The sequence below is a fragment of the Providencia sp. PROV004 genome, from assembly GCF_011045615.1.
In the GTDB taxonomy this organism is placed as follows: domain Bacteria; phylum Pseudomonadota; class Gammaproteobacteria; order Enterobacterales; family Enterobacteriaceae; genus Providencia; species Providencia rettgeri.
In genome coordinates, this window is the sequence record NZ_CP042859.1 from 3176327 (window position 1) to 3191123 (window position 14797).

The following is a 14797-nucleotide window of genomic DNA, read 5'->3' on the forward strand; positions in this document are numbered from 1 at the left end:
ATCGTATTTATCGCGTTTTAGTGACATATCAACGTATTACCTCCGCAATTAAACCTGCCACTAAAGCAAAGGCAGACCAAATCAAAACAAATTTTCCGTATTTGAATAACAATTCAAAGTTAAACATGTGCTTATGAAATGTCTCTTTGTACGTTGGGTGATTATTTTTATTCATCTCCACATCCTATTAATCATTGTTCGCGGTGTTGGCTTGAGCCACTTTTGGGTGGGTAGGTTGACTGATACATCGAAATACTGAGGGTTAATATTGAGTATCTTTACTGGTGAATAACCTTGCCTTCGATAATGCTCACAAAGTCTTTCTGCTTCTTCGTAAGTGAGAAGCCTGTGTACGTGGGGCTCCTTCACTTTCTCGCCCTCCGCTTCTTAGCTACTGGCTTCTCTTTGGGTTCTTCGCTGTCAGCTTGCTTATTCTGTGGCTGCAAGCACTGAGGGATTACTTCCATCCATTTTTTCATTTGCTCTAATGCGTTAGTTCGCTTTGCCATTATTTTTTATTCCTCCGCGTCTTGGCTGCTCGGTTTATCTTTGCGTGACCTGTGATGCGCTTAGTTGATGTGGGGTAGCTGTACCAATAGCTATTACGATTGATAGCCCATAAGGCGTTCTGTGATGCTAGTGACGCCATGGCGATTGCCATTTTTGATATGATATTCATCTCTCTATCCTTAAAAGAATGTCAGTAACCGATTCTCAGTGATTTCATTGCATCCTCTGAAAATGTGTTTTATTGCTGCGTTAATCATGGCCTTGTAACAGCGTTCGAATTCGTCTGAATCCATATTGGCAAATGACAGGCTCTTAGCCTCTGTACGCACATCGCCGTTTAGCCTTACCGTTTGCTCATAAAATCCTGCAAGTATCGTCAAATCCTTTCTGAAGCGCTCAAATTGGCTATGCTCATCCATACAGTCGAGCCCTGCCTTATTTGCGCACCAGTAGTCGAAACAGAATTTAAAGAATACGAACATCTTTTTATGAAATGCTGGGTTTCTTGTGAGCTTGGCGCTGAAGGTGTACATCTCGCCATTTTTGAATTTAGTTAAACGTGGTAGGTCGTGTTCGAATGCTGGTGCAAATATGCCATTGGCGCATTTGACCATTTCTATTTCCAAGTTAGCCTCCTATTTCACAAACTCCCATTGGATTCCGTCATTAGCCATATCATCTAGCCACCAAACATGGCCTTTTTCGTTTGTGACAAAATAGTCGCCATCCTGACCTTGAACCTCTCGCTCGTAAAAGCCTAGGCCGGGCATGAGAATTCGAATTTTAATCGGTGTATCACTCACTGTTAGCTCTCCTGTTCCATGCATCTATCGCTAAATGGGCTAGGCTTCTGTCAATATTTAAATGGCATGACGTGCAACAAACCACCCAATACTGCCTCTTCTCTGAATTACGTAATGCCAATGTGATATTGCCATTGCCGCACATTGGGCAGTTTTTAATCCTTTTGCTCATCATTCACCCTCTGGCATTGGTGGGAGTGGCATCCAGTGGGTTGCTATCCATTGAGGGTTTCCACGGTAGAAACCCTTTGCCATTAACCCCTTTGAGGAATTGAAGGTTTCTAGTTTGTCAGCTGTAAATCTATCTCCAGTGAAAATATTGCAACACAAAACATCAGTCTTGATCGGCGGCTCTTGCTCACTCACCTTAACCCAATTAGTTCCCTGCATTAGATGCCTCCATCTGGTGAATTTTTTCTTGCAACGCTTTAAACTTCATCGTGTTGGATAAATTCTCGATTTGCATTAATCGCAAATATGCCTTGCCGCGTGGTCTGTGCTTATCAGCTGCTAGCTCATGCTCAAAAAATATTGCGTCCGTTCTTTGCCTGAAGTATTTAACGTTCGCATGAATGTATCTACCCGCTATAAATCTACCTTGGCGTAAGTACGCTTTATTCAGCTCTGTTAACGTTGTTCCTTTCATCACTCATCCCTCTAATTAATATTGATATTCTTAGTGCAAAACTTAAATATCCACCTAATTAGGCATGTCATCACTAATGCCTGAATAATCACTATTGGCAATGAGCCTAGGTAAACATGAAGATTAAACTCGCCTAACTTATCTATCGCGATTAAAAGCGATACCGAACCCCAAGCAATGAGTTGAAATAGAAACGTCAGGATGTTGCTACTAAATATTCTGACAAGTGCTTCCTCATACCATTTCATCACTCAACACCTCGCTTAATTGCCCGCTTAGCTTCTCTGCGTATTGCTATTCCCATGCGTTCTAGCCAGTCGGCGTATTTCAGCAAAGCCTCAGTTTCAGTTTCTAGTCTAGGGAAATCGTCCAAATTCAAACTAACTTCCCAGCCATGAAGCGCCTGTCTTTTGGTGACTTTTATTTTCTGCTCCAGGCGTGTTTTTTCGTTGTAGTGAAGAAGTTGATAGGTTTTAACTTTCTTGTCGTCATCCTTTTGGTATGCGACTAGCTCCATTTTTGTTTGCCGCGTTTTCATCTAGAAGTCCTTATGATTTGGTGTGTTAGGCTTACAAAATCGCCGCGTTCATGAGTTTAATGAGTTGCCTTTTTGATAAGGAAACTTGGAATACCTCTGGCAAACCACGCAGACAAACCGCATACGCCTTGGCTTCTTTCAGGTGATTATCGGGGTTGTTTAGGTAATCTATCGCTGATTTCGCTTGTGTAGTGGCTGGGATATCGCTTTGCTTTAGGCGTCTAACGTATGGCTTACCAATTCTGTGTTTAATCATTTTAAATTCCTTTGGTTACTTGAATCCGTGTTTGTTTTTCAGGTCAGCAATGATTGATAGCGCTTTGTCACGCTTAGTGGGCGTCACTTTGCCTTCTAGCTGCAATATCGGATCGGGTATCTTCTCGCCTGATTTAATTTTGTTGGCCATGACTTTTAACTCAGACGCGCAAAGTTTTATAACCTCTGAATCAGACAGGTTACGGCTTCTCATTTCTGAGTAAACTTTAGTGACAATCCAGTAACAGGCATTTGATGGCCAATTAAACCTACGCCAGCCGCGCTCCGAGCAATACTTTTTGAATACCTCGTATAGTTCGGTTTCAGTGGGTAATCCAAGCTGAGTGAAGTCCTCCTGTTTGCACCACTGAACAAACTGACCAGGAGAAGGTAAAAATGGGCTAGTTTGCTGCCTTGCAATTTTCATCCCGACATTGATTTGCTCAAGCGTCCTAATTCCATTTTCAATGAATGCAATAGTCCATTGGCGTTTAAACTCGTCAAGGTCACTTTGTTCTTTGAAGTTGGCTATTGCCGCTGGGAAGGTTGCTTTCAGTTGTCTGAAAAGCTCGTTAAATACTTGGGCTACTTGCTGTTTTACCGCTTGCTTCTGCTGTGGCGGCGCATGTGCTGCCATTGCTTGCAGTGCTGTTGAATCACGCTGCTGGATTGCTGTAACTAGTGATTTCATACATCGATACCCTCCATCCATTCAGTGCTTTCGTAGTCTATCGATTGCCTTGCTGGCTGCTGGCTTCCTGACACTCTTTGCGTGCGGTTTGGCTGCTGACTTTGAATAACCAGTGTTGGCCACTTCTCACGGAGTTTTGCTGGCGATAAAACATTGCTACACCAGAACGAATCTTTGTTTGCCCATTTGAACATTTTGCAAATGTCTTGATGGGTGTGCCCGTCTAACTGTCTCATCAGTCGAACATCGTTAGCCCAAGTTGACCAGTTTGGCTCTTTGGTTGTTGGGCTGACTATCAATACTTGTGAGTAAATCCATTGAGCCGCTTTCAGGTCATCAGCATCCCCCCACTTGTTACCCTTGGGTGAGCTAACAACCGCATCAGGCTTAACCATTAAAACTTTTTCAGATGGTCGGTCAGAGGATTCGTTAGAATTCTCAGACGAAGAGTTATTAATATCTTTTACTGTATTTGAAATAATGTCTTTGGTGATCCCCTTTTTCGGGGATACCACTACACGTTTTCGGGGATGGTTATCCCTGTTTTCAGGGATAGTTTTCCTTGTTTTCGTGTATACCCATTCTGAGACGTTTTTATTGATAGAAATGTATCTGTTTTGGCCTATTCGTCGAACATGAATAATCCCTCTAACTTCAAGCACTCCGACTGATTCAGATACAGGATTTCTACCTAGCTTAGTTTTCTCTTCAATCAAGATGTTTTGTATTCTGTCCTCTTTCTTTTGCCACCCCCACGTTAAGCGAATAATGGCATTTAATACCTGCCATTCCCTGCCTGCTAGTTGGAGAGCGCACAGAGCATCTTGAATTTCATTTGCTACCCGAAGGTAGCCATTATCAAGATCAGCCACCTTAACCTCTAGTTTGTCTGGTATCAGTTGTTTGTTAGCAAAGTCCACATGCTTAACAACGTTCATATCAACCTCCTTGTCAATTTAGTTCGTAATCAGTGAAATAACCTGATGCCATTTTTTTAAATCTTGACTCAGTAACGCAATGAGTCGCTGAGATTTTCCTTGCCTTTCCTTCTGGGGGTATCATGGTGCATTGATAGATAATTCTTCGCTGAAATTTCCGTGGCATTTCTACCACGGCTAAAACCTCAAGAACCCTCTTACCTTCAGCATCTGCTGTGTACCATGTTTCTTCGTAGCCATAATCATTACCGCTATCTTGGTGCTCAGTAGTTCGATGACAGCCACCGAACCACAAAACATCCAATAAATCCCTACCAAATACATCCCTATAAGGGATTTCTATACGCTTGAACGGATAAACGGTTTCAAATTTATCGCCAACCTTAAGCGATGATTCGTTTACCTTTTGTTCTATATTCATGTATAATTACTCCCGTGAATGATTTACTAATACGCCTCAACTGTTCCAGCAGCTGGGGCGTTTTCTTTTGTTCTCATCAAAGAAAGCTCGCCGATTTGTTTCCACAAAAAGCGATATTCTTCCTCAGATATTTTTCTCTCACCTTCCAGCACAAAATCTTTAATACCCGAAGCTGCCAGCGTTTCGCATAGCTCAGGAAATTTGTCAGTTCTGCGCAGAATGGTTGAGTCATGAACACCTAATGTTTTTGCTACCACTGACTGAGACTTAGCTCTCAATGCTTGTAATGCCGTAGCGATTAGATGATTTGATACGAATTGATTGAAGTTTTTGCGTGTTGTTGCGTAGTCCATTTGTTAAATTCCTTTTGACGTAGTTAGTCCGTTGCTCACGATCCTGTGAGTTAAGTTTTCTCCCGTTTGCAAGGAGAGCGGATTGATTATTAAAGAGCTTTGCTGCTATGCAGCTAATAATTTTTTTTGGCTAACACGAAGCAAATCAGATGCTTTGTATTTTCCTTTGGAAACTTTTTGTATTGCTTTTGCATAGTTTGTCTTTCCAAAAAACTCAGTCATCGGTAAAGACTCGTTCTTTAGCCATTTGTAAACAGCTCGATTACTAACTCCACAGGCTTTCGCAACCTGTGAAACGCCGATGTCCGTTATTGGCTCCCTAATGTTATTCATTAAACATCCCCTTTGTGTACTTTTGGTACGCATTATTGCCGTACTGAAAGTTTTTTGCAAGAGGTTTATTATTGTACTCATGGTACAAGTCGAAAAAGTGCGACAAGAATTTGCTAAAAGGCTAGCACTGGCCTGTGATAATGCTGGCTTAAATGAACGTGGTAGAGGCGCTGCAATCGTTAAAGCTATTGGCGTTACATCCAAAGCGGTTAGCAAGTGGTTTAATGCTGAATCTTTGCCTAGGCAAGAGAAGATGAATGCTTTGGCTAAATTCTTACGTTGCGATGTAGTCTGGTTGCAGCATGGAGAAGGTGAAGCATTTAGCGACCCACTCCCAGAAATAAAATCAAAAAAATATGAAAACCTAAGGCCAGACCAAATTGAGTTATTAGAGCTATATGAGAGGCTTCCAAAAATAGAAGCTGAGAGACTAATCAGGGAATTAAAAGCCAAGGGGGCGCACTATGACGCAATATTTGAAGAGATGCTCAAGAAGCGCGGATTAGACGCATCTTAGCAAGTGGCCTGACGACACGTTTTAAACTAATTTAAGGATTGAATGATGAGTGAAGAAAAAGAAGAAAAAAGAGATATGTATATCGACATGCATAACTCTGTAACAGCAAGCGAATTTTTCAAGTTTCTGGAAGAAAAAGGCGTTACAAGTAAATGCTCATCATGTGGCAAGAATTCAATGAGCGGAGTTCTGGCAGTTGGTGAAAATCAGGCGCTGACACTAACATCTATGAATAAAGAGATGTCAAAGGTTGTCGCCCATGAATGTGTCGGGCTTACTTGCATCCTCTGTGGTCATGTGGATATATTCTGGGTTAACATTATTAGAAATTGGAAGGAATCACAAAAGAAAAAAGCTAAGGAATAGCACATGAATAATGAGATTAGAGAGCCAGAATTGGTATATGACCCAAGCCCTATTCATTTCAGCAGACCTCCTTCATTTGAAGTTGCTAATCACGATCAAGTTATTTATATTGTACCAACAGGAATGCCTAGCAAGACACCATCTGCTAATGAAAATAACGAGGTTAGTAACATGTCTAGGAAGGAATTTTACGTCAGTGTTGCTGCTGTTTTTCTCACTATTATCATTGCGGTTGTAACTTCAGTTTCAAGTATAACAAATCAAGTTAATGACTCAGTCAATGAATCAAGAAAAGAATTGCAAGCGTCAATAAATACGAATAGACAAGAAATAACTACTGCAATGACCGCAATGGAAAGCAGAGTTAATGATAGGTTTACCCGAATTGACTCTCAGTTTGAGAAGACAGAGTTGCGCATAGATAAAGTCGAATCAAAAATTGATGATAACTTTAAAGAAACCAATAAGAACATAAACGAGATAAAAGATTTAATCACCAAGACAAAATAATTTATTATCCATAAATAGCCAATAGCCCTCAGCGCGAGGGCTTTTTTGTGCCCTATCCAATCTTCCCCATACTTCTAACCACTTGAGCGGCATCACGCAAAGCACCTTTGTGTAAGGTGTTCGTTACCTCTTTACGACATCGCTCAAGTTCATCAATAATCATTTCTTTGGTGATGGTGTCGGTATTGTCCAGTAGTCTAAATACCGCACCGCCCACTTCCATTACCACTTTTACAACTTTCTCGTCATCTAAATTCATAAATCCTCCTGAGTTTTACGACAATTTAGCATAGGTTTCGCTATATCGTGTGATTTTCCTCGCAAGATAAATAATTTTTGAAAATAAATTACCTGAAAATACAAAAGTTTAACTTAATTATGTACTTTTCCATTAAATTTGCGTACTTTTGGTACTTGATTATCGCGTACTATTGGTACACAATACATTCCATCGAAGGCAAGCAACATGAAATATACGCCTCATGCTCTTTAATAATTTAGCTTCCTCCTTGCAAACGGGAGGCCAAAGTGAAGTTAGCTTTGGGATTGGTGAATGCAGGTAGTTCCTGCTGATTCATGGTAACAGTCAATTGAGTTTGACCAACAGTGCAAAGGTAACTTTGCATCAGATTGAATCGCATGGCGATCATTGAATGTTTGATGGTTCGATTCCATCAATAGGCTGGCATGGACTCACCATGAAAACGGACTGAAACCAGCGTAACGAACTGGCACCAATCACCAAAGTTAACTAACTGAGGATTTTATTATGAACTCAAGACAGCGTTACAAATTAAGCAGGAAAGAGAAGCGCATGGAGCAGCGTAAAGAAGAATCACGGAAGGTTAATTCATTTGATGTCATGGCGCAGATAATCGTTGAGTTGAAGAAGCTCAAATCAGCACCAGACACACGCAAGCAACCACGGCTACGCAAGCCGATTATGAGTGATGGAAGTGTTACGGCGAGATAAAGCCCACGGATGGGCTTAGCGTAAATTAATATCTTCTAATTCCAGCTATGCTGTCTGGGAAATCAATATCAATTGAGGGGGTCTTATTCATCTTAAAATCATTACTGCAATTATAACAAGTGTAAAGATAATAACCGCCACTAGACATTTTGTTGGCATTCGGTTGAAGTATGGATATTACAGAATCTGTTACGCACTTTGCACATATATAGTGAGATGGCTTATCTGTATGAAGAGCGGTGTTATAAGCATAAACAAAAGAACCAGATTCAAGCTTTTGTGGCTCGTACTTTTTAAACTCACGATTAAAATTTTTAGCGCTCTTGACTTTTTCTTGCAGCTCAGAAATAAGCTGTCTGTTAGATTGTCGGTCATCCTCAAGAGCAACAACACGGTCATATAGTTCTGATGATTTATCAATCATTGCCTGAACTTCTTTTCTGACTTCTTCATCAATTTTCTTATCAAAAATCCTTTTACCCAAAGAGCCTATATCTTTGAGCATTTGATACGACGTGCCGATTGGCATAATTCAATCCTTTAATTACGTTGGGGTGATTGAATTATACACAGATTTCTTGCGTTGGGGAATGTAAGGAACCACCTCGCCTGACGTGGTTAAAAGCAGGCACAGTTAACTAATTACAGTCCATCAAGGTGGGCTGTGGTGAGATAGCTTTTTTGACAGCACGACACAAACCAAAGGCGATAAATCGGTCTCGCCTAATAAAAAGTACCGTTTGAATCGGAGGATTTATGTAACAAAAAAGCGGACAGACCGCAGTTGCATAGCGGCAAAGGTTAGGTAGTGACTACCCCCTGAGTAGCATGATTGCTAGCCTGTGTAGCGACGGGTTAAGGTTCCTATATTACAAATAGCTCTGGTAAAGCAGCGTACAAGCCAAATACGCACCAGTTATTAGCGGCGATTGAGCGGCATGAACTCAAGGGCATGAGCGCGTCCACTGCGAGAGTGTGGATTATCAATAGGTTAGTGAGTTGATTAATAGATAGGAGATAGAGATGGAACCAAGGGATTATCGATTTTATAAAATTAGCAAAGAAGCTACCAAGCAAATCAAAAAAGAAACCGCCGAAATTCAAGCTAAACGGCAGGTGCTTCTCAATGAAGCCATTGAAAGCGTTGGGGCTAAAGGAGTTAGCTTTAGTAATTCATGGGGTGAAAATGGAACGACAATTCGCGCATTTGCTTTCGCAGTAGATAAAGAATTCGATTTTGCAGTTAAAGAATCTCAGCGAACTAGTGAGTTAAAAGTTATTCGAGCTAAAGCTAACTCGAAGAAAGGTAAAGCGTTTAACGCCGCATTAGACGCAGAGAAAGATGAACTCAATAAGAAGCTCAAAGATTTACCATGCTTTAAAGACTACATCATCAATAAGTTCGACATTCAATGCTGTTCTATTAGCCAGCACGGCAGCGGTGCTGGAATGCGAATGTTGGAAACGATTGTCGGATATCCACAAAACGATAAAAGCTTTCTTATTTGCGCCATACCAAATCATGAGAGAGGCATGGATAAGCAACCAAGCATTCCAGATTGCTTTGAAGAGATAACCTACGGCGTGTTTTATGACCTATCAAACAGCAAGTAGCATCGTGTTTAGTTAATAACGGAGGGAGTATGACAGATAAACAGCATTTACCATGGCAACTAGAGGGGCTGCGTGATGAGTTCGCTAAGGCAGCTCTTCAGTCATTAATTGCACATTTTGATTATGGGCGCATAGGATTCACCGAGGAAAGAATGGACGCAATTGCCAAGGAAGCTTACGGCATGGCAGATGCAATGTTAAAGGCTAGGGGGTGATATGGGATTAAATACAACACCAAGCCCGTGGGAAGTTAGAGACGGGTTCATATATGGGGCCGATGGGGATATTGTCGCTGAAGGGTATGGTTATGTAGGAGATGACAATCTAATCTCAGCAGCACCAGAGTTATTAAGTGAGCTCATTCGACTACGAAACATAGTTGCAAGCTACAAACAGGACAGCGGCGACAATTTAGATATCACTGACTCTGTAATCGCAAAAGCCCTCGGTCAGCAGTAAGCAATCATTTAGCTACATTTACTGATAATGTAGATATATCCAATAATGCAGAATATGAAAAAATAGGGTCAATAGGCATAAAGATAACAAACGTTAACCAACCAATACTCACCATGTCATATGCAAAATTAATATACATAGGGTCTCCTTGCGTTTAATAACTGTATATCACTGTACTAAAGAAACTAAATCAATAAGAAATCACTTAATCATTCATATCGCTATTAATAGTGAGGAATACGCACATAAGGAGCATAGGAAATGGCAAATGAATTAGTCGTAATTGAGAAGTCGACGGCGCTTGAAGTATTTAAGTCATCGGATAGCGTCGAAGATATCATTCGTAAAGTAGAGCAAGAAGTTAACTCTTTTATTCCAGATGTTAGCACTGCCAAAGGTCGCAAGGAAATTGCTTCACTGGCTTACAAAGTCGCTCAATCGAAAACTTACCTTGATGGGCTCGGTAAAGACTTGGTGGCAGAGTTAAAAGAAATACCAAAGCTAATCGACGCCAATCGCCGAACTGTGCGAGAGCGTTTCGATACATTGCGCGATAAAGTTCGACAGCCACTTACCGAGTGGGAGGCTGAGCAAGATAGAATAAAAGCAGAAAAGCAAATGTTAGCCTGGCACGAAGAAGCGCTAGAAATGAATGCCGCATTTGATAAGGCACTTGCTGAACGCATCGAGTCAGACCATGAAATCGCCCTGCTCATGAATGAGAAATTCGACCGAGATTTAGCAGAAGCTAAAGCCGAAGCAGAACGCCAGCGTATTGCTCACGAAGAAGAGCTAAAGAAACAAGCGGCAGAGCAAGCAAGATTAGCTGCCGAACAAAAAGCACAGCAAGAAATCGAAGCAGCAGTACAGCGCGAACGCGATGCAAAAGAAGCACAAGAGCGTGCTGAGCTTGATAAGCAGTTAGCTATCGAAGCTGAGCGCAAGAAAGCTCTTGAAGCTGAACAAGCGCGATTAGCGGAAGAAGAGCGCAAGCGTCAGGAAGATGCAAAACGTCAAGAGGACAAAGAACATCGCCGCAAGTATAACCAAGAAACATTACAAGCATTAGTCAGAAACGGATTTGATGAAAAATTAGCGACTGAATTTATTAAACTAGTCGCAAGTAACCAAATCCCCCACATGACAATGAATTACTAACACGCAAGGGATTAATTATGAGTCAGTGGATTAAATACTCAGAACAAAAGCCAGAAAAAGAAGGTGTTTATCTCTGGCGAATGGACAGCAAAACCGTCGATGGCGAAAAGGTAATTGCAAGAAAGCGGATGCGAACTAGAGGAGCAGGCCATCAATCAGTCCTATCACCAGAGTTTGATTATTGGGATGGATATAAACTGCATGTTCCGGAAGGTCTTGAGTGGATGGAGGATGACAAAACAAAACCCGAGATAGATTTCACAGGATGTGATGACATATCTAAGTGTCCATTTTGTCAAAAAACTCCATTACTACATGCGTACAGCCCTTTTGTTTTACCTAGTCCACGGGGTTTAAATACATTCAACCTAAAGTGCTGTGCTTGGAATGGATCTCCAACCTACAACGACCCAAGAGAGTTAATCAAACGCTGGAATAACGCAGTATCTAAGTAACCCACCGCACCAACACCAGAACACTTTCAATAACAATCGCTATCAATCGATAAGTGAGGGATTTCTTATGCCAAAAATTAACGAATTAAAACGTCAGGAACTCAGCTATCGACTGAATAGCGAGAGCTTCAAAGATGAAGTTAAAAACAAAATTAAGTGGGATTGGATAGCTTTCATTATCTCCTTAATTGCTTTCATGGCGCTGATACCGAGGTGGATATGACATTACACATAAATACAAAAGGTTATTACCCATCAATAACGTTTGATAAAGACTTCAGGTTATCAATTGAAAATCATGAAGTGCAAAAAATAGAGGGAGACACGGATGCTCTCTTTACTGCAATGGATGCACCGATTGAGGAGATAGTAGATTTCCTCTTAAAGCATGAATGGACTGATGCTCTTATGGAAGAGTACATCACCAGAGGGAAAGGAAGCCTAATATTTTCGGCAGTGGCCAAGTTAAGTAAGGACGCAGCATGAGAATTTCAGAGTATGAAATCAAGCGAAGGCAGGATGCCGAGAAGCGACGCAGGGAGTGCGAGGAAGAAGATGAATACTATCGCATGGAAAGTCTAGGAATTCATCCTCAGTCAACGCCTAGCAAGTGGATGAGAGGTGAATATGGGTAAATATTTAATACCTGCATTCCCCAGTCATAAAAGCAAGGATGCCGCCCTGAAATATGCTTTACCAATGATTGATGAAGATATCGAAAGGCGAAGGATAAGGGATTCATTAGCAGAAAGCGGGGTTAATTTGGAGGTTATAGGCTTGAAGCCAGTTGAAAGGATTTCAACACTAGAATTAGCTCTCGCCGCGCTAGTTAAAAGTCAAAACTTAGAAATGTCCCAATTCTACCCTCCTCTACCTGAACACATTAAAGCGCAACGAAGACAGGCTGACTTGGAGCGATACGCAAGGCATTTATTCAAAGATAACTTTGACCCTTATCTAAATATTCCAGAGCTACCAATGGGAGGTAGAAAAGTTGGTGACTAAATACAGAACTATTGACACTGAGACTTGCGATTTTGATAGCGGAATAGTTGAAATAGCAAGTATCGATTTAAACGACACGGAAATTGATTATAACTCGCAGCAATCCCACTTTGTAAACCCGCAGAAACCAATATCAATAAGTGCAATGGCGATTCACCACATCACCGATGAGATGGTTGAACTATCCCCGCTTATTGAAGATGTAATTGATGCTTATAAAGGAGCTGATTATCTGATTGCACACAATGCAGAATTCGACAAACGGATGATGCCAGAAATGGATGCGCCTTTTATCTGCACTTTAAAACTAGCGAGGCGTTTATGGCCTGAGTTAGAAAGTCACAGCAATCAATATCTACGCTATGCACTGAAACTGGATGTTCATGTGCCAGAGGGATTGCACGCTCACAGAGCTCTATATGACTGCATTGTTACAGCGTCATTATTTAAGCGAATCAAGGATGATTCAGGGTGGTCAGATACGGAAATGTTAGAAATAACTAATCAGCCATCACTATTAAGCAAGTTGCGTTTCGGTAAGTACAAAGGGATGACATTTACCGAAGTAAAGAAAGAAAACGCAGGGTATTTAACTTGGCTTCTAGGCCAACCTGATTTAGACCCTGATGTTGAGTTTAGCATTAATTACTGGCTTGAGAGGTAAATATGGACTTAGACAAACTAGATGAGCCATTCAGCCCTAACGATATTGAATGGAGAGTTCAGCAGTCAGGAAAAACAAACAAAGGTGCTTGCTGGGCAATGGTTCTCGCATATGTGACAAATCGAGCTATTCAAAAGCGATTGGATGAAGTTTGCGGAAAACAAGGCTGGAAAAATGAATTCACCCCAGCACCAGATAAAGGCGTCATGTGTGGAATATCAATAAAAATTGATAACGAATGGATCACTAAATGGGATGGTGCTGAAAATACCGCAGTGGAAGCGGTAAAAGGAGGTATGTCTGGCTCAATGAAACGCGCGGCAGTTCAGTGGGGCATTGGTAGATACCTGTATCAACTAGAAGAGTCATTTACCAAATGCGTTACTGAAAAGCCCAAAGATCAAAATGGATGGGTTAGAGCCAAAACCAAGGATGGAACTATATTTTGGTGGGAAATCCCTACACTACCAGCATGGGCACTGCCTTCATCTAATGCGCCACGAAATGAACATAAACAGCAAGTGAACCAACAGCAGGAAGCTGAGACCCCACTTGATGTTTTTACAGCCTATCTATTAAAGGCGACCAATGAAGACGAAATCATGACTAAATATAGGGAAACGTGGGGCGCGCTGGAAGGCAATAAGCAACTTCAGGATGAATGCCATAGATTAACAGGCATTAGAATCAACGAACTTAAAAAGGCGGCGTAAATGGCTAGTAAAGGCGTAAACAAGGTAATTCTCATTGGTCACTTAGGCCAAGACCCTGAAATTCGGTACATGCCAGCAGGTGGCGCAGTAGCGAATCTTACACTAGCCACATCGGAATCGTGGCGTGATAAGCAATCAGGAGAAATGCGGGAGAAAACAGAGTGGCATCGAGTGTGCATCTTCGGCAAGTTAGCTGAAGCTGCAGGTGAATACCTGAAAAAAGGCTCACAAGTCTATATCGAAGGTTCTTTGCAAACGCGTAAATGGCAAGACCAAAGCGGTCAAGACCGATACACAACGGAAGTGGTGGTAAATATCGGCGGGTCTATGCAAATGCTAGGTGGTCGTGGCAGTGATGCGCCACCTCAAGGCCAAGGCGGTTGGGGTCAACCTCAGCAACCAAAAGCTGCGCAACAGTTCAGCGGTGGTGCTGCACCTGCACGTTCAGGAACTCCAGCACCACAAACCAATGAACCACCAATGGATTTCGATGACGATATCCCCTTCTGACCCTTCCCTATGTGATTTAACCAAAGGATATAACCATGGATAAATGCTGCTTATGCAAAAAAGAGCTTGATGATTATAACGGGTATGAATACCGAGGCTTTCATTCCTGCGAAGAGCATTTTGATGAAGTATGCGACCGAGTTGACAGGAAAAGGCAGGAAATTATCAGTCGTCATGATTCTATGTCTAGGCCACTGAAGGGATTAGATATAAGGCCAGACAATCCTATCGGGAAAGCTAACCGAGAATTGCTTAAGGGAAGCATTGAAGTTAGCGGGAAAGAAACTTATTTGGAAAAAGAATATCGCAAAGGAATTCTTTAATTAACCAAAGGATATATTTGCAAGGATGCAATGAATAAAAAA

The 14797-nt window shown here is 41.6% G+C and carries 30 protein-coding genes and 1 pseudogene; 16 read left to right on the forward strand and 15 right to left on the reverse strand.

Annotated features, from left to right (window positions below):
* Positions 1-365 precede the first annotated feature (365 nt).
* The 13 genes from FVA69_RS21725 to FVA69_RS14470 all read right to left on the reverse strand — a co-directional run bounded on the left by FVA69_RS21725 (position 366) and on the right by FVA69_RS14470 (position 5488).
* Positions 366-509 (reverse strand): hypothetical protein, encoded by a 144-nt coding sequence (locus FVA69_RS21725; protein ID WP_164529017.1) that lies wholly within the window; start codon positions 507-509, stop codon positions 366-368.
* Entirely contained in the window at positions 509-679 is a 171-nt protein-coding gene (locus FVA69_RS14415) for a hypothetical protein (RefSeq protein ID WP_164529018.1), read from the reverse strand. The genes FVA69_RS21725 and FVA69_RS14415 overlap by 1 nt, the downstream gene beginning before the upstream one ends.
* 10 nt (positions 680-689) lie before the next feature.
* Complete coding sequence (locus FVA69_RS14420; protein WP_164529019.1) at positions 690-1136, reverse strand: DUF1367 family protein; 447 nt, start codon at positions 1134-1136, stop codon at positions 690-692.
* Between the two features lie 9 nt (positions 1137-1145).
* A complete protein-coding gene (locus tag FVA69_RS14425) occupies positions 1146-1337 on the reverse strand; it encodes a hypothetical protein (RefSeq protein ID WP_164529020.1) in 192 nt (63 codons plus the stop codon).
* A 147-nt stretch (positions 1338-1484) separates the two neighbouring features.
* A complete protein-coding gene (locus FVA69_RS14430) occupies positions 1485-1703 on the reverse strand; it encodes a DUF551 domain-containing protein (protein WP_164529021.1) in 219 nt (72 codons plus the stop codon).
* The gene (locus tag FVA69_RS14435) at positions 1690-1959 is read right to left on the reverse strand and encodes a hypothetical protein (RefSeq protein WP_164529022.1); all 270 of its coding nucleotides are present in this window, start codon (positions 1957-1959) and stop codon (positions 1690-1692) included. Before FVA69_RS14435 ends, FVA69_RS14430 begins: the two co-directional genes overlap by 14 nt.
* A 247-nt stretch (positions 1960-2206) precedes the next feature.
* Positions 2207-2497: a hypothetical protein gene (locus tag FVA69_RS14440; protein ID WP_164529023.1), complete on the reverse strand. Its 291-nt coding sequence runs from the start codon at positions 2495-2497 to the stop codon at positions 2207-2209.
* A 31-nt stretch (positions 2498-2528) separates the two neighbouring features.
* Positions 2529-2753, reverse strand: a complete 225-nt coding sequence (locus FVA69_RS14445) for a hypothetical protein (protein WP_164529024.1) — start codon at positions 2751-2753, stop codon at positions 2529-2531.
* A 15-nt stretch (positions 2754-2768) separates the two neighbouring features.
* On the reverse strand, positions 2769-3443 hold the full coding sequence (locus tag FVA69_RS14450; protein ID WP_164529025.1) for a replication protein P: 675 nt from the start codon (positions 3441-3443) through the stop codon (positions 2769-2771).
* The gene (locus FVA69_RS14455) at positions 3440-4381 is read right to left on the reverse strand and encodes a replication protein (protein ID WP_164529026.1); all 942 of its coding nucleotides are present in this window, start codon (positions 4379-4381) and stop codon (positions 3440-3442) included. The genes FVA69_RS14450 and FVA69_RS14455 overlap by 4 nt, the downstream gene beginning before the upstream one ends.
* 13 nt (positions 4382-4394) lie before the next feature.
* On the reverse strand, positions 4395-4802 hold the full coding sequence (locus FVA69_RS14460) for a hypothetical protein (protein WP_164529027.1): 408 nt from the start codon (positions 4800-4802) through the stop codon (positions 4395-4397).
* A 26-nt stretch (positions 4803-4828) separates the two neighbouring features.
* The gene (locus FVA69_RS14465) at positions 4829-5155 is read right to left on the reverse strand and encodes a hypothetical protein (protein ID WP_164529028.1); all 327 of its coding nucleotides are present in this window, start codon (positions 5153-5155) and stop codon (positions 4829-4831) included.
* A 105-nt stretch (positions 5156-5260) separates the two neighbouring features.
* Positions 5261-5488: a helix-turn-helix domain-containing protein gene (locus FVA69_RS14470; protein WP_164529029.1), complete on the reverse strand. Its 228-nt coding sequence runs from the start codon at positions 5486-5488 to the stop codon at positions 5261-5263.
* Positions 5489-5567: 79 nt separating this feature from the next.
* On the opposite strand from FVA69_RS14470, the pseudogene FVA69_RS21410 reads away from it, so the two are divergent.
* The 3 genes and pseudogenes from FVA69_RS21410 to FVA69_RS14485 all read left to right on the forward strand — a co-directional run.
* Positions 5568-5795, forward strand: a pseudogene (locus FVA69_RS21410) (helix-turn-helix domain-containing protein); the annotation flags it as partial.
* A gap of 252 nt (positions 5796-6047) precedes the next feature.
* Complete coding sequence (locus tag FVA69_RS14480; protein ID WP_164529031.1) at positions 6048-6371, forward strand: hypothetical protein; 324 nt, start codon at positions 6048-6050, stop codon at positions 6369-6371.
* 3 nt (positions 6372-6374) lie between these two features.
* Positions 6375-6881, forward strand: coding sequence for a hypothetical protein (locus tag FVA69_RS14485; protein WP_164529032.1), 507 nt, complete (start codon positions 6375-6377; stop codon positions 6879-6881).
* 52 nt (positions 6882-6933) lie between these two features.
* Here the strand turns inward: FVA69_RS14485 and FVA69_RS14490 are convergent, their stop codons facing one another.
* Complete coding sequence (locus FVA69_RS14490) at positions 6934-7140, reverse strand: hypothetical protein (RefSeq protein WP_136134472.1); 207 nt, start codon at positions 7138-7140, stop codon at positions 6934-6936.
* A 510-nt stretch (positions 7141-7650) separates the two neighbouring features.
* Between FVA69_RS14490 and FVA69_RS14495 the strand changes: the two genes are divergently transcribed.
* Positions 7651-7854 (forward strand): hypothetical protein, encoded by a 204-nt coding sequence (locus FVA69_RS14495; RefSeq protein ID WP_164529033.1) that lies wholly within the window; start codon positions 7651-7653, stop codon positions 7852-7854.
* A 25-nt stretch (positions 7855-7879) separates the two neighbouring features.
* On the opposite strand, the gene FVA69_RS14500 is transcribed toward FVA69_RS14495, so the two are convergent.
* A complete protein-coding gene (locus FVA69_RS14500) occupies positions 7880-8383 on the reverse strand; it encodes a hypothetical protein (protein ID WP_154601193.1) in 504 nt (167 codons plus the stop codon).
* A 494-nt stretch (positions 8384-8877) separates the two neighbouring features.
* Between FVA69_RS14500 and FVA69_RS14505 the strand changes: the two genes are divergently transcribed.
* The 12 genes from FVA69_RS14505 to FVA69_RS14560 all read left to right on the forward strand — a co-directional run bounded on the left by FVA69_RS14505 (position 8878) and on the right by FVA69_RS14560 (position 14755).
* The gene (locus FVA69_RS14505) at positions 8878-9468 is read left to right on the forward strand and encodes a DUF5420 family protein (RefSeq protein ID WP_164529034.1); all 591 of its coding nucleotides are present in this window, start codon (positions 8878-8880) and stop codon (positions 9466-9468) included.
* A gap of 29 nt (positions 9469-9497) precedes the next feature.
* Positions 9498-9683 carry a hypothetical protein gene (locus FVA69_RS14510; protein ID WP_164529035.1) on the forward strand — a complete coding sequence of 62 codons (186 nt, stop codon included), beginning with the start codon at positions 9498-9500 and terminating at the stop codon, positions 9681-9683.
* Position 9684: 1 nt separating this feature from the next.
* Complete coding sequence (locus FVA69_RS14515; protein ID WP_164529036.1) at positions 9685-9927, forward strand: hypothetical protein; 243 nt, start codon at positions 9685-9687, stop codon at positions 9925-9927.
* Between the two features lie 261 nt (positions 9928-10188).
* On the forward strand, positions 10189-11085 hold the full coding sequence (locus tag FVA69_RS14520; protein ID WP_164529037.1) for a cell envelope biogenesis protein TolA: 897 nt from the start codon (positions 10189-10191) through the stop codon (positions 11083-11085).
* Between the two features lie 17 nt (positions 11086-11102).
* Entirely contained in the window at positions 11103-11540 is a 438-nt protein-coding gene (locus tag FVA69_RS14525) for a hypothetical protein (protein WP_140171620.1), read from the forward strand.
* A 67-nt stretch (positions 11541-11607) separates the two neighbouring features.
* A complete protein-coding gene (locus FVA69_RS21730) occupies positions 11608-11763 on the forward strand; it encodes a hypothetical protein (RefSeq protein ID WP_164529038.1) in 156 nt (51 codons plus the stop codon).
* Positions 11760-12026 carry a hypothetical protein gene (locus FVA69_RS14535; protein WP_048606419.1) on the forward strand — a complete coding sequence of 89 codons (267 nt, stop codon included), beginning with the start codon at positions 11760-11762 and terminating at the stop codon, positions 12024-12026. Before FVA69_RS21730 ends, FVA69_RS14535 begins: the two co-directional genes overlap by 4 nt.
* A gap of 141 nt (positions 12027-12167) precedes the next feature.
* The gene (locus FVA69_RS14540; RefSeq protein ID WP_164529039.1) at positions 12168-12545 is read left to right on the forward strand and encodes a hypothetical protein; all 378 of its coding nucleotides are present in this window, start codon (positions 12168-12170) and stop codon (positions 12543-12545) included.
* Positions 12535-13209: an exodeoxyribonuclease X gene (gene exoX, locus FVA69_RS14545; protein ID WP_164529040.1), complete on the forward strand. Its 675-nt coding sequence runs from the start codon at positions 12535-12537 to the stop codon at positions 13207-13209. The genes FVA69_RS14540 and exoX overlap by 11 nt, the downstream gene beginning before the upstream one ends.
* Before the next feature lie 2 nt (positions 13210-13211).
* Entirely contained in the window at positions 13212-13922 is a 711-nt protein-coding gene (locus FVA69_RS14550) for a Rad52/Rad22 family DNA repair protein (RefSeq protein ID WP_164529041.1), read from the forward strand.
* A complete protein-coding gene (locus FVA69_RS14555; RefSeq protein ID WP_164529042.1) occupies positions 13923-14432 on the forward strand; it encodes a single-stranded DNA-binding protein in 510 nt (169 codons plus the stop codon).
* Between the two features lie 35 nt (positions 14433-14467).
* Complete coding sequence (locus FVA69_RS14560) at positions 14468-14755, forward strand: hypothetical protein (RefSeq protein WP_096864293.1); 288 nt, start codon at positions 14468-14470, stop codon at positions 14753-14755.
* Positions 14756-14797: the final 42 nt, after the last annotated feature.

What these genes read in the sequence shown, in the direction of transcription:
- FVA69_RS14440 (WP_164529023.1), bottom strand. Translation starts at nt 2,497, where the DNA reads ATGAAAACGCGGCAAACAAAAATGGAGCTAGTCGCATACCAAAAGGAT.
- FVA69_RS21730 (WP_164529038.1), top strand. Translation starts at nt 11,608, where the DNA reads ATGCCAAAAATTAACGAATTAAAACGTCAGGAACTCAGCTATCGACTG.
- FVA69_RS14490 (WP_136134472.1), bottom strand. Translation starts at nt 7,140, where the DNA reads ATGAATTTAGATGACGAGAAAGTTGTAAAAGTGGTAATGGAAGTGGGC.
- FVA69_RS21725 (WP_164529017.1), bottom strand. Translation starts at nt 509, where the DNA reads ATGGCAAAGCGAACTAACGCATTAGAGCAAATGAAAAAATGGATGGAA.
- FVA69_RS14510 (WP_164529035.1), top strand. Translation starts at nt 9,498, where the DNA reads ATGACAGATAAACAGCATTTACCATGGCAACTAGAGGGGCTGCGTGAT.
- FVA69_RS14425 (WP_164529020.1), bottom strand. Translation starts at nt 1,337, where the DNA reads ATGCATGGAACAGGAGAGCTAACAGTGAGTGATACACCGATTAAAATT.
- FVA69_RS14560 (WP_096864293.1), top strand. Translation starts at nt 14,468, where the DNA reads ATGGATAAATGCTGCTTATGCAAAAAAGAGCTTGATGATTATAACGGG.
- FVA69_RS14555 (WP_164529042.1), top strand. Translation starts at nt 13,923, where the DNA reads ATGGCTAGTAAAGGCGTAAACAAGGTAATTCTCATTGGTCACTTAGGC.
- FVA69_RS14415 (WP_164529018.1), bottom strand. Translation starts at nt 679, where the DNA reads ATGAATATCATATCAAAAATGGCAATCGCCATGGCGTCACTAGCATCA.
- FVA69_RS14550 (WP_164529041.1), top strand. Translation starts at nt 13,212, where the DNA reads ATGGACTTAGACAAACTAGATGAGCCATTCAGCCCTAACGATATTGAA.
- FVA69_RS14450 (WP_164529025.1), bottom strand. Translation starts at nt 3,443, where the DNA reads ATGAAATCACTAGTTACAGCAATCCAGCAGCGTGATTCAACAGCACTG.
- FVA69_RS14525 (WP_140171620.1), top strand. Translation starts at nt 11,103, where the DNA reads ATGAGTCAGTGGATTAAATACTCAGAACAAAAGCCAGAAAAAGAAGGT.
- FVA69_RS14485 (WP_164529032.1), top strand. Translation starts at nt 6,375, where the DNA reads ATGAATAATGAGATTAGAGAGCCAGAATTGGTATATGACCCAAGCCCT.
- FVA69_RS14465 (WP_164529028.1), bottom strand. Translation starts at nt 5,155, where the DNA reads ATGGACTACGCAACAACACGCAAAAACTTCAATCAATTCGTATCAAAT.
- FVA69_RS14430 (WP_164529021.1), bottom strand. Translation starts at nt 1,703, where the DNA reads ATGCAGGGAACTAATTGGGTTAAGGTGAGTGAGCAAGAGCCGCCGATC.
- FVA69_RS14540 (WP_164529039.1), top strand. Translation starts at nt 12,168, where the DNA reads ATGGGTAAATATTTAATACCTGCATTCCCCAGTCATAAAAGCAAGGAT.
- FVA69_RS14500 (WP_154601193.1), bottom strand. Translation starts at nt 8,383, where the DNA reads ATGCCAATCGGCACGTCGTATCAAATGCTCAAAGATATAGGCTCTTTG.
- FVA69_RS14535 (WP_048606419.1), top strand. Translation starts at nt 11,760, where the DNA reads ATGACATTACACATAAATACAAAAGGTTATTACCCATCAATAACGTTT.
- FVA69_RS14505 (WP_164529034.1), top strand. Translation starts at nt 8,878, where the DNA reads ATGGAACCAAGGGATTATCGATTTTATAAAATTAGCAAAGAAGCTACC.
- FVA69_RS14470 (WP_164529029.1), bottom strand. Translation starts at nt 5,488, where the DNA reads ATGAATAACATTAGGGAGCCAATAACGGACATCGGCGTTTCACAGGTT.
- FVA69_RS14460 (WP_164529027.1), bottom strand. Translation starts at nt 4,802, where the DNA reads ATGAATATAGAACAAAAGGTAAACGAATCATCGCTTAAGGTTGGCGAT.
- FVA69_RS14435 (WP_164529022.1), bottom strand. Translation starts at nt 1,959, where the DNA reads ATGAAAGGAACAACGTTAACAGAGCTGAATAAAGCGTACTTACGCCAA.
- FVA69_RS14445 (WP_164529024.1), bottom strand. Translation starts at nt 2,753, where the DNA reads ATGATTAAACACAGAATTGGTAAGCCATACGTTAGACGCCTAAAGCAA.
- FVA69_RS14480 (WP_164529031.1), top strand. Translation starts at nt 6,048, where the DNA reads ATGATGAGTGAAGAAAAAGAAGAAAAAAGAGATATGTATATCGACATG.
- FVA69_RS14495 (WP_164529033.1), top strand. Translation starts at nt 7,651, where the DNA reads ATGAACTCAAGACAGCGTTACAAATTAAGCAGGAAAGAGAAGCGCATG.
- FVA69_RS14520 (WP_164529037.1), top strand. Translation starts at nt 10,189, where the DNA reads ATGGCAAATGAATTAGTCGTAATTGAGAAGTCGACGGCGCTTGAAGTA.
- FVA69_RS14455 (WP_164529026.1), bottom strand. Translation starts at nt 4,381, where the DNA reads ATGAACGTTGTTAAGCATGTGGACTTTGCTAACAAACAACTGATACCA.
- FVA69_RS14515 (WP_164529036.1), top strand. Translation starts at nt 9,685, where the DNA reads ATGGGATTAAATACAACACCAAGCCCGTGGGAAGTTAGAGACGGGTTC.